Origin of the sequence: Metabacillus sp. 84 (assembly GCF_050107715.1) — a bacterium.
Taxonomy (GTDB): domain Bacteria; phylum Bacillota; class Bacilli; order Bacillales; family Bacillaceae; genus Metabacillus_B.
This window is the reverse complement of record NZ_JBNILN010000004.1, coordinates 100,556-114,778: the sequence shown is the minus strand read 5'-3', so window position 1 is coordinate 114,778 and position 14,223 is coordinate 100,556. Positions and strand designations below refer to the sequence as shown.

Sequence of the window (14,223 nt, the reverse complement as noted above, 5' to 3'; positions counted from 1 at the left end):
CAGCATTCCTGCTTATATGAATAATAACAGTGCCGGAACGGAACAATGTCTATATCGAATAATTATACAGGGTGAAGGATATGGCCAATTCCAACAAAATAAATTTACTTGCGCTTTCATCGGTTCCGCTCATCATGACGTTAGGCAACTCCATGCTGATCCCTGTGCTTCCGGAAATTGAAGAGAAACTCGGTATCAGTTCCTTTCAAGTTTCACTCATCATCACAGTCTATTCCGTTGTAGCGATTCTTCTTATCCCGATAGCCGGGTATCTATCTGACAGGATTGGGAGAAAGACGGTCATTGTTCCCTGTTTATTAATTGCCGGAGCGGGGGGAGCCCTTTCTGCATGGGCTTCAGTCAATACAGCAAATCCGTTCTTGTGGATTCTTGCAGGAAGGATCCTTCAAGGCATCGGTTCAGCCGGAGCAGCCCCAGTCGTCATTCCTCTTATCGGAGACCTTTTTGAAGATGATGAGGAAATCAGTTCGGGACTCGGGCTGATTGAAACGGCCAACACGGCGGGAAAAGTGTTAAGTCCGATTATAGGGGCTTTTTTAGCCAGCTTCGTATGGTTTATGCCTTTCTGGTTTATCCCGTTTTTCAGCTTAGCCGGAGTGCTTCTCGTTTTCTTCTTAGTGAAAGTTCCGAAAAAAGAAGAAGAGGCTCAGGACTTTCGTGCCTTTATTTCATGTGTCAAAGATATCTTCAAAAATAGCGGAAGATGGCTGTACGCTATTTTCGCAATAGGCGGAATCATTATGCTTATATTGTTTGGCGTGCTGTTTTATTTATCCGACACGCTTGAGACAAAATATGGAATTGATGGCATTGCAAAAGGATTTCTTCTGGCCATTCCGCTGCTTGCGCTATCTGTCAGTTCCTTTGCTGCGGGTAAAATGATCGGAAGCAAAAAAACGTTAATGAAACTCTTAATTGTGATTGGAATGGGACTGCTCGCTGTTTCTTTTATTGCACTCAGAGTTCAGCATGAAATCGGTTTTTTATTTGCTTTCCTCGTTATAAGCGGTGTCGGGATCGGAATGGCACTGCCATCACTGGATGCCTTAATTACAGAGGGCATCGAAAAGGAACACCGTGGAACCATTACGTCCTTCTACAGCTCCATGAGATTCATCGGTGTGGCAGCCGGTCCGCCTCTTTATGCGGCGATCATGGCACAATCAGAGCACATGATTTATTACACTTCCGGAGGATTCAGTCTTCTGGCACTGGCAATCGGTCTCCTCTTTTTAAAACCTGAAGATAAGGATCAGCGGGCAAAACTGAAAACGACATAAAATGAAAACTCCTCATACAGCAGAGGAGTTTTTTTTGACCTATTTTTCCTATTGACAGAAGTGACGGAAGCGTATTAAATAGTTTATGTATTGAATGGTTAATGGGGTGAACTAATTTGCAGGATGAAAAAATCAAAGCCTTTATACATAGGTATGAAGAGGTGTATTTCTTTGCGGCCAAAAGAGTAACAGCTATCGTTACTGAGAAGGTTCTGGAGGATATCACAATTGAGCAGTACCAGATTTTAAGGTATATCACGATGTACCCCAAGTGCCAGGCAACATGGCTGGCAGACATTTGCGGGGTAAACAAAAGCGCTATCTCAGCCATGATTGAGAGGCTTGTGCAAAAAGGATTAATAGAAAGAATCCGTGATGAGAAAGACAGGCGGAACGTTTTCCTGCAAAGCACAGAAAAGGGACGGCAGGTGTATGAAAATGGAGAAAAGCAAATCCAGAATTACGTTGCCGGTTACTTAACGGAACTGTCCGAGGATGAGATCGACACGTTTTTAAGAGTTTTTGAAAAGATTTCAGCCTCAATGGCAGAAAAAGAACGGGGGAATGGAAGATGATGAGAGGGATTATTAAATTAAGGTGGATCCTGCTTGTTGTATGGATTGCAGCCGCGGCTGTCTTAATGCTCACTTCACCGGACATGGGAGATTTGGTAGCTGAAAAAGGGCAGATTACCGTCCCTGACGGGTATTCTTCCTCCGTAGCAGGGGAGCTGCTGGATGAGCATTCATCAGGAGATGGTGCAGCACTGGCACTTGTGTTTCATAATGAGAAAAAATTAAGCGCTGAAGAAAAAAATGAAATCAAAAAAGCAGTTGAAGACCTCGAGGAAAATCGCAAAAGCCTCGGGATTCAAACCGTAACAACCCATTTTACAAATAAAGAGCTTGAAAATCAGATGGTCTCAAAGGACGGCAGAACCATACTGGCAGCCATTTCCCTGGCGGAAGGTGAAAAGTCTGCTGCCGATGCTGCTGCTGAAATCAAAAAGCAAATCAGCTCCTATAAGGTAGAGCACTATATGACAGGAAGCGACCTGATTGATAAGGATGTAGTTGACAGCTCTCAGGAGGGGCTGAAGAAAACAGAGTATATTACAGTAGCTTTTATTCTCGTCGTACTTGTTCTCGTTTTCCGCTCCCTTGTCGCTCCGGTGATTCCGCTTATTACGGTAGGGGTAGCCTATGTGACAAGTCAGGCAGCAGTAGCTTATTTTGTAGAATACTTCAATTTTCCATTATCTACCTTCACTCAAATCTTTATGGTAGCTGTCATGTTCGGAATCGGTACGGATTATTGCATCCTTCTTCTCAGCCGTTTTAAAGAAGAGCTGGGGAACGGTGAAGAAAAAACGGAAGCCATTATCAAAACCTTTAAAACAGCCGGCAGGACCGTGATATACAGCGGCCTTGCCGTATTCGCTGGCTTTGCTTCCATTGCCTTTGCTGAGTTTAAGCTATATCAGTCTGCTGTGGCTGTTGCGGTTGGAATCGCCTTTTTGATCGCATCGCTCGTCACACTCGTTCCGTTTTTTATGATGGTGCTCGGGAACAACCTGTTCTGGCCTTTAAAAGGGAATATCAAGCATGCAGAAAGCAAATCCTGGGAGTGGGCAGGGAAATTCTCATTCAAGAGGCCAATCCTCGCTCTGCTCATTATCGCTGCAGTCATTGCACCTGCATTGATTCAGTACAATGGAAGTCTGTCGTTTAATTCTTTGGATGAAATCGGAGATCAGTATGAATCAGTTAAAGCCTTCAATGTGATTTCAGACAGCTTCGGCCCTGGTGAATCCCTGCCGGCAACGATTGTAATTAAAGATGATCAGCCGTTGAACACGAAAGAAAATCTTGCAGTTATAGAAAACATCAGCAAAGATCTCGATCAAATCGATGACGTTGACAAGGTGAGAAGTGCAACCAGGCCGCTCGGTGACGAGCTTGAAGAACTGGCAGTCTCAAGCCAGGCGGAGGAACTGGGTAAAGGCATCGAGCAGGGGAATGAAGGATTAAAAGAGATCGGGGAGGGCTTAAACGAAGCCTCTGAACAGCTATCCGGATCAGAGCCCCAGCTAGAGGAAGCGACTTCCGGAATTGATCAGCTCATAACGGGATCGAATGATCTGAAGGATGGCGTAGGCGAAATCAAAAAGGCACTTGAAAAGATTGGAGAAGGTGTAAGTGAAGGCTCCGCCGGCTCCATGGAAATCAAAGAGCAGGTTGATGCAGCAAGAGAAAGCTTGGATGAGCTGATTCAGGGCAGCGGGCAGGTGCTCGAAGGATATCAGGAAGCAGCAGCCCAGCTTGGGGATTTATCCGAGGGACTTGCAGCGGCAGATCAAGGCGTTAAGGAATCCAAAACAGCCATCTCAGATTTGAAAGAGCCTTTAAACAGGCTTGGTGCGAATCCTGCCTATCCGAACATACAAAATGACCCGGATTATCAAACCATCTATGGAACCGTGCTCGGTCTTGAAAAAGGGCTGGGAGAGTTAAGCAAGGCGACAGAGCAGCTTTCGGGAGGACTTTCTGGAGCCATCCCCCAAATCAAGAAAGCAAATGATGGCCTTGGGGAAATCAATAAGGGACAGCAGGAATTTCAAAATGGCCTTGTACAGCTTTCGGAAGGACTGGGCCAATTATCTGAAGGTCTTAATGCAGCCTCTGAAGGGCAAGGCCAGGTGATCAGCGGTCTGCCGAAGCTGCAGGAAGGAGCGGGTTCATTAGCTGAAGGGCAATCTGAATTAAAGATGGGTTTAAGTCCTTTTTCGGAGCAGCTTGGACAGCTGACAGATGGATTGAATGACAGCGTCGATGGACTGAACCAGGTTTCAGGCGGACTTAACGAAGCAGAGACCTATCTGGACGGGCTCAGCAGGTCGGACGCAGATGGCTGGTACCTGCCTGATGAAGTTCTGAAAAATGACGATTTTCAGCAGGTGTTCAATGAGTATATGTCTGAAGACCAGACCTTGACAACGATGGATGTCGTGCTGAAGGTTAATCCATATTCGAATGAAGCGCTCGAAAAAATGGATGACCTCGAAGCTGCTGTAAACCGTGCAGTCAAAGGAACGGAGCTTGATAATGCTACCGTTGGTGTATCAGGCGTTACAAGTACGTATGCAGACTTGCAGGAAATTTCGGATGCGGACTATAATCGAACGGTCCTCTTTATGATTACAGCCATTCTAATCATTCTGGCTGTGCTGCTTAAATCATTTGTGATGCCGGTTTATCTGGTTGGCTCGCTTTTAATTACGTACTATTCTTCCAGTGCCATATCAGAATGGATTTTTACGGATCTTCTCGGATATGACGGCATTAACTGGGCTGTGCCTTTTTTCGGCTTTGTTATTCTAATGGCCCTTGGCATTGATTATTCGATTTTCCTAATGGACCGCTTTAATGAATATAAGGAACTGGATGTAAAAACCGCGATGATTACAGCGATGAGAAATATGGGAACGGTCATTATTTCAGCCGCCATTATTCTGGCAGGTACTTTCGCTGCCATGCTTCCATCCGGGGTCCTGTCTTTGCTTCAAATTGCAACGCTCGTTCTCACAGGGCTCATTCTTTATGCGTTTGTTATTTTGCCGATTTTCGTTCCGGTCATGGTTAAAACCTTTGACAAAGCAAACTGGTGGCCGTTTATGAAGAAACGTGAACAGCATTAAGCTTTTACTAAATCCAGGCGTCCCTGATCATTCAGGGGCGTCTTTATATAAGTTCCTTGCATAACGGCTTTTTCTCAAGCATACAATCTCCATATTTCCTAAATGTTCCTCTAATTGGTATAATTACTGGTACAATTAGACTCATTTAATTTAAAAAAGGCTAAACTACAAAGGATAATCCTTAGATTGAGGAGTGAATGTATGTCTTTTTTTGAAGAAAAGCAAACAAAACTGAATGGAATGACCGTTCATACCATTAAAACGGATAAATACAAAACAAACACACTTGTATTAAAGCTTCTTGCCCCACTTAAAAAAGAGACGGTTACGAAGCGGGCGCTTCTTCCATACGTTCTTCAGCGCGCTACCGCCCGCTTCCCATCCACAGGTCAAATCCGTCATCACTTGGATGGATTGTATGGCGCAACCCTTTTTGCGGACCTTACCAAAAAGGGTGAAAATCATATCATTACCCTTCGGATGGAAGTGGCCAATGAGAATTTTTTAACGGAAAAAACCCCCTTGCTGGAAGAGGCCATTAAGCTTATGTCAGATATCCTCCTTAGACCTCTTTTAAATGGAGATGCTTTTGATGAAAGCATTATAAAGGAAGAAAAAAGGACGCTGAAGCAGAGAATTCAGGCTGCTTACGACGATAAAATGCGCTATTCGAATTTGAGGCTTGTACAGGAAATGTGCAAGGATGAACCATACGCTCTTCACGTCAACGGGGAAATGGAAGATGCCGATGCTCTGACAGCAGCAGAGCTTTACGAGTATTATCAGCGTGTTCTAAAGGAAGATAAGCTCGATTTTTACCTGATTGGTGATTTCTGCGAGGAAACAGCGGGGAAAATGATTCAAACACACTTTACTTTCGCTGCTAATTCCCATGCTTACCCTGAGCTTGAAAAGCAGGTCTCCCAAAAAGTTGAAGAAAAAGAAGTCATTGAAGAAGAAGATGTGAAGCAGGGAAAATTAAATATCGGGTATCGGACGAATTGCACCTACAAGGATGAACAGTATTTCGCCCTTCAAGTCTTTAACGGAATATTCGGCGGGTTCTCACACTCCAAGCTTTTTATCAACGTCCGGGAAAAAGCAAGTCTTGCGTACTATGCAGCTTCAAGAGTCGAATCCCATAAAGGTCTTCTCATGGTAATGTCCGGAATTGAAGTCGGCAACTTTGACCGGGCGGTATCCATCATTAAGGAACAAATGGGGGCTATGAAGGCCGGAGATTTTACAGAAGAAGATCTGGTTCAGACAAAAGGAATGATCCGCAATCAGCTTCTAGAAACGATTGATACGAGCTTCGGGCTTTGCGAGGTCTTGTACCAAAATGCTGCTGCCAATGCAGGCCGCACGTTTGATGAGCTGCTGGATGGAATAAGCCAAGTAACAAAGGAAGAAGTGGTTGCAGCAGCATCCAATATTCAGCTCGATACGATTTATTTTCTTAAAGGAACGGGGGCAGAAAGCGATGGTTAAGCCGATACAGTTTAAACAGCTCCAGGAAGAGCTTTATCATGAGCAAATGGAGAACGGCCTGAATGTATACGTGTTGCCCAAAAAAGGATTTAACAAAACGTATGCAACCTTTACAGCCAGGTATGGCTCTATAGACAATGAATTTGTGCCTCTCGGACAAGAGGAAATGAAAAAGGTGCCGGATGGCATTGCTCACTTTCTTGAACATAAACTGTTTGAAAAAGAGGATGGAGATGTGTTTCAGCAATTCAGCAAACAGGGAGCTTCATCCAACGCCTTTACGTCCTTCACAAGAACCGCCTACCTTTTCTCGAGCACGGCAGATGCAGAGACGAATCTAGAAACACTAATTGATTTTGTTCAGGAGCCTTATTTTACGGAGCAGTCGGTTGAGAAAGAAAAAGGGATTATCGGACAGGAGATTGATATGTATGATGATAATCCTGATTGGAGACTTTATTTCGGGCTAATCCAGAATATGTATGAAAAGCATCCTGTTAAAATTGACATTGCCGGGACGGTTGAGTCCATTTCCCATATTACAAAGGATTTGCTGTATGAGTGCTACCATACGTTTTATCATCCAAGCAATATGCTTCTATTCGTTACAGGCCCTGTAGATCCTGAGCAGGTATTGAATCAGATCAGGGAAAATCAGAATAAGAAATCGTTCGATCCTCCGCAGGAAATTAAGCGTCCGGGACTTTCTGAAAGTAAAGAGGTTTACAAATCATCGGAGAGCCTGCCGATGAACGTGCAGTCCTCCAAATGCCTGGTAGGCATAAAAGCAAAAGTGACCGGGTTTGCAGGGGAGGAACTTTTGAAAAAAGAACTGACTGCCAACCTAATTCTGGATGTTTTGTTCGGGAAAAGCTCCGTTCAATACCAGGACATGTACAGCAACGGGCTGATCGATGATACGTTCAGCTATGATTATACGGAAGAAGAAACATTTGGTTTTGGTATGATTGGCGGGGATACGGACCGTCCTGAAGAGCTTTCTGACCAGATTAAAGAGATCTTGCTGAAGGCAAAGCAAGAAGGCATTGAGAAAGACCGGCTGGATACGGCTGTAAAAAAACGAATCGGGGCATTTTTAAGATCAGTTAATTCCCCGGAGTATATTGCCAATCAGTTTACGCGCTATGCATTCAATGACATGAATTTATTTGATGTGGTGCCAGTTCTTGAGCAAATTTCTAAAGAAGATGCAGATGGATTGTTAATGGAAATGGCTGACGAAAGCCAAATGACCGTTTTTACAGTCGTCCCGAAAAAGACAGGACAGCAGCAATAAAGGATGCCGGCTGATTACAGCCGGCATGTTTAATGAAAAGGAGCCAGGAAATGAGGTACGCATTGATTACAGGAGCTACCGGCGGCATTGGATCAAAAATAGCTGAGAAGCTGGCATCAGAAGGCTGGAACTTGTATATTCATTATCATAAAAACCGGAAAAAGGCGGAATGGCTGAAGGAGAAGCTTAAAGGAACGGACTGTATCCTTGTTCAGGCGGATCTTTCAGCATCCGGGGGAACGAAGGAACTTCTCAGTCAGGTCACCCATCCCGTATCCCTGCTCATTCTTGCTTCGGGAACTGCCCCCTACGGCCTGATTACTGATCTTAGCGAAATAGAAATTGACCAGCAGATACAGCTCCATATGACAAGCCCGTTTTTGCTTTCAAGAGGAGTAGTACCCGGCATGGTGAAAGAAAAAAAAGGTGCCATAATTGCTGTAACCTCCATATGGGGGGAGGCAGGGGCTGCGTGTGAAGTTCTGTATTCAATGGTAAAGGGCGGACAAAATACGTTTGTTAAGGCATTGGCAAAAGAGCTGGCTCCAAGCGGGATCCGTGTGAATGCCGTCTCGCCGGGCGCTGTTGAAACCAGCATGCTTGACATGTTCACGAAAGAGGACCTTAAGGCGATAGCTGAAGATATTCCGGCGGGCAGGCTTGGGAAACCGGAAGAAATTGCAGATGCGGTTTCCTTTTTAGCCTCAGATAAGGCCTCATATATAAATGGCCATATATTATCCGTTAACGGAGGCTGGCGCTAAAGAAAAGTTTGACCATCCTGCATAAATTAGAGCAAATCAGCAAAACTAACCTTGTAATCAATCTATGGCACTGGAGGAATGACAATGTCCGTTTTGAACAATTGGGATTCATGGAAAAACTTCCTTGGGGACCGCCTTCATCATGCTGAAAACAGCGGAATGAGCCGTGAAACGATTTCAGGCCTTGCATACGAAATCGGTGGATATCTTGCGAACCAGGTTGAATCCAAAAACGACCAGGAAAAAGTGCTGGCTGATTTATGGAGTGTTGCAAGTGAAGAAGAACAGCATGCCATCGCCAACATGATGGTTAAGCTTGTGGGCAACAACGGTACAGAAGGAACTCATTAAAAAGGGGAGGCGATGCCTCTCTTTTTTGCTTTATGATATTCTGTTCAATTGGATTTAATCTGGCTGCCATGTGGCCCCATTTAAGCTCAATTTTTTCAGAGTGGACCAGCACTTCCGGAGGATTCCCTTCTAAAAATAATCTGCTGAAGCCTAAAAGGGATGTCCAGCATCTTCCTCCGTTAAGAGGTTTAGGGAATTCTTCTTTCTTATTGAGTGAAAATGCTTTATTATAGTTTTATAGGTACATATCGCCTCAATTGAAAGGGGGATTTTCCTTGCAAAAGGAAGAATGGTACTTGGAATATGAAATCCAGAAAAACCGGCCAGGCCTGCTTGGGGACGTTTCTTCCCTGCTGGGTATGCTTTCTATAAATATTGTAACGATCAACGGTGTAGAAGATTCGCGCCGCGGACTCCTCTTAAAATGTGAACACAACGATCAGATAAAACGTCTGGAATCTATTTTACATACAATGGATACGATTACGGTAACAAAATTAAGAAAGCCAAAGCTCCGTGACCGGCTTGCGGTCAGACACGGACGCTACATCCAGCGTGATGCGGATGACAAAAAAACGTTCCGGTTTGTCCGGGATGAGCTTGGACTCCTCGTTGATTTTTTGGCTGAGCTGATGAAACAGGATGGACATAAGTTAATTGGGATCCGCGGCATGCCGAGGGTCGGAAAAACAGAATCCATCGTAGCCTCCAGCGTCTGTGCCAATAAAAAATGGCTGTTTGTGTCTTCGACGCTCCTGAAGCAAACGCTTAGAAGCCAGCTGATTGCCGACGAATATGATGCAGATAATCTTTTTATCATTGACGGCATTGTTTCGACCAGAAGAGGGACGGAGCGCCACCTGCAGCTGGTTCGAGAAATCATGCGGCTCTCTGCGACAAAGATTGTGGAACACCCGGATGTATTTGTGCAAAATACGGAATATACAATGGATGATTTTGACTATATCATTGAACTCCGCAACCACCCGGATGAAAAAATTACATATGAAGACGCTGAAGAGCCCCAAATGCTCGATCAGTCGGCTTTTTCTGGATTTGATTTTTAATTATGGAAGGTGTTTTGGTTGAGCGAATTAGGGAATCACCTTAAGCAAGTGAGGGAAGAAAAGCAAATTTCACTGGATGATTTGCAGACAATGACTAAAATTCAAAAACGGTACTTGATTGGAATCGAAGAGGGCAACTATCAAATTATGCCCGGCAAATTTTACGTCCGCGCTTTCATCAAGCAATACGCAGAAGCAGTAGGCCTTGATCCTGAAGAGCTGTTTGAGCGTTACCGGAAGGAGATACCGGACAGCGGGCAGGATGAGGTGCCGGGACAGCTTTCGAGGGTTCAGACTCAGCGTGAACTGCCTGAAAGTGCATCCAAGGCAATCGACCTGCTGCCTAAAATCATAATCATTATTCTGATCTTAGCCGCTGCCTTTGTGATTTATATTTTAAACCAGAGCAATACAGGCAGCGCTCCGCCAGTAAAATCCGAACCCCAGTCAGAATCGATCGGATCAGAAGTCAAAGTGGACGATTCAATCAAGAACGGGGACACCGATTTGGCGGAGCAGCCACAGCAGGAAAAACAGGCAAAAGAGCCGGAGGAAGAGCCAGCTGAAAAACCTGAGCCGGAGCTGAAGCAATCCGTTACCGGCAAAAAAACAGGAAATGCCGCTTCTGATTATAAGGTAGAGAACGCAGAGAAACTCGAATTGGAGATCACCGCTAAGAACGCGGCCTGGATTTCGGTTAAAAACGGGAAGGGCAAGACTTTTCTGTCTAAAACGATTCAAAAAGGGAACACGGAGAAACTTGATTTGACAAATGAAAATGAAGTAAAAATCCGTATTGGAAACGCTCCGAATACAGACATTAAGATTAACGGTGAAGCTTTGCAATACGCGATCGATCCATCCAAAGTCATGACACAATCCATGACGATCACCTATACTACCCCTGAAAAGTCATCTCAATGATGGCTTTTCTTGCCATTTATCCTACAACAGAATAAGGCGGAGCTGTACTTTGCACAGTGCCGGACGAAGGAGCAGAAACATATGAATTTGCCAAACAAAATTACCGTATCCAGAATTTTGCTAATCCCCGTTTTTATGATCATCATGCTTTATCCCTTTAACTGGGGATCAATGAGCCTGGCCGGTACGGAAATGCCGGTTTCTCAATTTGCCGGCGCGATCCTTTTCATTCTGGCATCAGTAACAGACTGGATTGACGGATATTATGCAAGGAAGTACAATCTCGTGACAAATCTCGGTAAATTCCTGGACCCGCTCGCAGATAAGCTGCTTGTATCCGCTGCTTTGATCATATTGGTTCAGCTTCAGCTTGCTCCTGCATGGATGGTCATTATCATCATCAGCCGGGAATTTGCTGTGACCGGTTTAAGACTCATCCTGGCGAATGAAGGGGAAGTGGTCGCGGCAAATATGCTCGGGAAAATTAAAACCTGGACACAGATTATCGCTGTCTCCGTGCTTCTGCTTAACAATTTCCCGTTTGAACCGTTAAACGTCCCATTCGCACAAATGGCATTATGGGTCGCGGTCATCTTCACTGTCATCTCGGGATGGGATTATTTTGCTAAAAACAAACAAGCATTTTTAAATTCAAAGTAAGGTTCAAGGAGGACCAGGCTATGGATACGAAAACCGAAATTATTGCTGTTGGATCAGAATTGCTGCTCGGGCAAATTGCTAACACGAACGCGCAGTTTATTTCAGGTGAGCTTGCTGAAATGGGGTTCAACACGTATTACCATACTGTGGCCGGGGATAATGCAGAGAGATTAAAAGCTGCGGTTCAAACCGCCCAGTCGAGGTCAAACGTCATTCTATTTACAGGCGGGCTAGGACCTACGAAGGATGATTTAACGAAAGAGACGGTTGCAGCCCTGTTGAATGTAAATCTGGTTACCGATCAGGAAGCCATGCAGTCCATTGAGGATTACTTTGCAAAGCTGAACCGTACAATGACCGAAAATAACCGAAAGCAGGCCCTGGTATTCGATGGAGCGCAGATTTTACAAAACGATGTCGGAATGGCACCGGGAATGGCTTTGCAAAAGGATGGAATCGTCTACATTCTATTGCCGGGCCCTCCATCAGAGATGCGCCCGATGTTTTCAAATTATGCAAGGCCGTATTTGCTGGAGCTTCTCGGTGAGCAGGACCGGATTCTATCCAGAGTGCTTCGTTATTTTGGGATTGGCGAGTCCCAGCTTGAGTCAGAGCTTGAAGACTTGATTGACGGACAAACCAATCCTACGATTGCCCCGCTTGCAGGAGACGGCGAAGTCACACTGAGGCTGACAGCTAAGCATAAGGAAGAAACGACGGCTATCCAGATGCTGAACGTAATGGAGCAGACAATCAACAGCCGGGTCGGTGAATTTTTCTACGGGTATGAGAGCACAAGCCTCCTGCAGGAATTAACAGACCGCCTTATAGAAAGGAAGATTACGGTGTCATCAGCAGAGAGTCTGACTGGCGGCCTGTTTTCCGAGCAGCTAACGACTGTAAAGGGCACCTCCCGGGTTTTAAAGGGAGGAATTGTCTGTTATTCAAATTCTGTAAAGCAGAATTTGCTTAAGGTTAAACGGGAAACGCTTGATGAATTTGGAGCGGTTAGCCGGGAATGCGCGCAGGAAATGGCCGAAAATATCCGCTCTCTTGCAGAGGGGGATATCGGAATCAGCTTCACGGGTGCCGCTGGGCCTGAACCGATGGAAGGGAAGCCGGTCGGGACAGTATTTATCGGAATTTCATCCAAAAGCGGAACAGAAGTTCATGAGCTCAAGCTTGCAGGAAGCAGGGACGGAATCAGAAGAAGAACGGTTAAATACGGGTGCAGGCTTCTCATGAAGCATCTGGAAAAGCATACAGCGAAATAAGCTGTGTGCTTTTCTTTTTTTACCGTTTAGCTGATGGCATAATTAACTTTTGCCTTAGCGATAAATCGTATTTTCAATAAGCAAAGATGAAAAATAATCGAATGAATGTTCGACTTTTTTCTTGGCAAATTAAATAAAAAGAGATATAGTAAGAATAGGTTAAAGATTAGAGGAGGAACGATAGATGAATGATCGTCAAGCCGCCTTGGATATGGCGCTGAAACAAATAGAAAAGCAGTTTGGTAAAGGCTCTATCATGAAGCTCGGGGAACAGACTGACCGGAAAGTATCCACCGTCCCAAGCGGATCTCTCGCGTTGGACGTTGCACTCGGAATAGGCGGATACCCGCGCGGGCGGATTATCGAAACGTACGGACCTGAAAGTTCGGGTAAAACAACAGTCGCTCTTCACGCCATTGCGGAGGTTCAGCGTCAGGGCGGACAGGCTGCATTTATTGATGCTGAGCATGCGCTGGATCCGGTATATGCTCAAAAGCTTGGCGTCAACATTGATGAACTGCTCCTGTCACAGCCCGACACAGGTGAACAGGCGCTTGAAATTGCCGAGGCACTCGTTCGAAGCGGAGCGGTGGATATCCTTGTAATCGACTCCGTAGCGGCGCTTGTTCCAAAAGCGGAAATCGAAGGGGAAATGGGAGATTCGCATGTTGGTTTGCAGGCGCGTCTAATGTCCCAGGCGCTGCGAAAGCTGTCCGGCGCCATCAGCAAGTCCAAAACCATCGCCATCTTTATCAACCAGATTCGTGAAAAGGTGGGCGTTATGTTCGGAAATCCTGAAACCACTCCCGGTGGACGGGCATTAAAATTCTATTCTTCCGTTCGTCTTGAAGTCCGCCGTGCAGAGCAGCTCAAGCAGGGCAATGACGTAATGGGAAATAAAACGAAAATCAAAGTAGTTAAAAATAAGGTGGCTCCTCCGTTCAGAACGGCGGAAGTTGATATTATGTATGGGCTGGGCATCTCCCGTGAAGGAGAAATAATCGATATGGGAACAGACCTTGATATCGTTCAAAAGAGCGGATCCTGGTATTCCTATAATGAAGAGCGCCTGGGACAGGGCCGTGAGAATGCCAAACAGTTCTTAAAGGAAAATCCAAATGTCGCGACTGTCATTCATAAACAGATCAGAGATCACTACCGTTTGGATGAAACAGTTGATGCTCCTCCCGAAGAGGAAGAAGAACTGTTTGAACTGGAAGATTAACAACCGGCATCTATTCAGCAAGTGGTCTGCCTGAGGAAATATTGGATTGGAAAACCCCCGATACCGGGGGTTTCTTTGTGAAAATCGTTTTAACTTACAAAGATTGGTTACGCTGATTAAAGCGGAAGGTGCCGGGCTACTCACTGAAAGCAGCGGGACAGAGCGATGAGGC

The 14,223-nt window shown here is 45.2% G+C and carries 12 protein-coding genes; all 12 read left to right on the top strand.

Going from position 1 to position 14,223, the window contains the following annotated elements:
• Positions 1-80 precede the first annotated feature (80 nt).
• A complete protein-coding gene (locus ACQCV8_RS09540; RefSeq protein WP_426844383.1) occupies positions 81-1,301 on the top strand; it encodes an MFS transporter in 1,221 nt (406 codons plus the stop codon).
• Between the two features lie 116 nt (positions 1,302-1,417).
• On the top strand, positions 1,418-1,876 hold the full coding sequence (locus ACQCV8_RS09535; protein ID WP_426844382.1) for a MarR family winged helix-turn-helix transcriptional regulator: 459 nt from the start codon (positions 1,418-1,420) through the stop codon (positions 1,874-1,876).
• Positions 1,873-4,998 (top strand): MMPL family transporter, encoded by a 3,126-nt coding sequence (locus ACQCV8_RS09530; protein ID WP_426844381.1) that lies wholly within the window; start codon positions 1,873-1,875, stop codon positions 4,996-4,998. The genes ACQCV8_RS09535 and ACQCV8_RS09530 overlap by 4 nt, the downstream gene beginning before the upstream one ends.
• Positions 4,999-5,199: 201 nt before the next feature.
• Positions 5,200-6,489 carry an EF-P 5-aminopentanol modification-associated protein YfmF gene (gene yfmF, locus ACQCV8_RS09525; protein ID WP_426844380.1) on the top strand — a complete coding sequence of 430 codons (1,290 nt, stop codon included), beginning with the start codon at positions 5,200-5,202 and terminating at the stop codon, positions 6,487-6,489.
• Positions 6,482-7,786: an EF-P 5-aminopentanol modification-associated protein YfmH gene (gene yfmH, locus ACQCV8_RS09520; protein ID WP_426844379.1), complete on the top strand. Its 1,305-nt coding sequence runs from the start codon at positions 6,482-6,484 to the stop codon at positions 7,784-7,786. Before yfmF ends, yfmH begins: the two co-directional genes overlap by 8 nt.
• Positions 7,787-7,836: 50 nt before the next feature.
• On the top strand, positions 7,837-8,550 hold the full coding sequence (gene ymfI / locus ACQCV8_RS09515) for an elongation factor P 5-aminopentanone reductase (RefSeq protein ID WP_426844378.1): 714 nt from the start codon (positions 7,837-7,839) through the stop codon (positions 8,548-8,550).
• An 84-nt stretch (positions 8,551-8,634) separates the two neighbouring features.
• On the top strand, positions 8,635-8,901 hold the full coding sequence (locus tag ACQCV8_RS09510) for a DUF3243 domain-containing protein (RefSeq protein ID WP_426844377.1): 267 nt from the start codon (positions 8,635-8,637) through the stop codon (positions 8,899-8,901).
• Positions 8,902-9,176: 275 nt separating this feature from the next.
• The gene (locus ACQCV8_RS09505; protein ID WP_426844376.1) at positions 9,177-9,968 is read left to right on the top strand and encodes a YmfK family protein; all 792 of its coding nucleotides are present in this window, start codon (positions 9,177-9,179) and stop codon (positions 9,966-9,968) included.
• 9 nt (positions 9,969-9,977) lie between these two features.
• Positions 9,978-10,892 carry a helix-turn-helix domain-containing protein gene (locus ACQCV8_RS09500; RefSeq protein WP_426844375.1) on the top strand — a complete coding sequence of 305 codons (915 nt, stop codon included), beginning with the start codon at positions 9,978-9,980 and terminating at the stop codon, positions 10,890-10,892.
• 81 nt (positions 10,893-10,973) lie between these two features.
• Positions 10,974-11,552 (top strand): CDP-diacylglycerol--glycerol-3-phosphate 3-phosphatidyltransferase, encoded by a 579-nt coding sequence (pgsA, locus tag ACQCV8_RS09495; RefSeq protein ID WP_426844374.1) that lies wholly within the window; start codon positions 10,974-10,976, stop codon positions 11,550-11,552.
• Positions 11,553-11,572: 20 nt separating this feature from the next.
• A complete protein-coding gene (locus tag ACQCV8_RS09490; RefSeq protein WP_426844373.1) occupies positions 11,573-12,826 on the top strand; it encodes a competence/damage-inducible protein A in 1,254 nt (417 codons plus the stop codon).
• A gap of 184 nt (positions 12,827-13,010) precedes the next feature.
• Positions 13,011-14,051, top strand: coding sequence for a recombinase RecA (recA, locus tag ACQCV8_RS09485; protein ID WP_426844372.1), 1,041 nt, complete (start codon positions 13,011-13,013; stop codon positions 14,049-14,051).
• Positions 14,052-14,223: the final 172 nt, after the last annotated feature.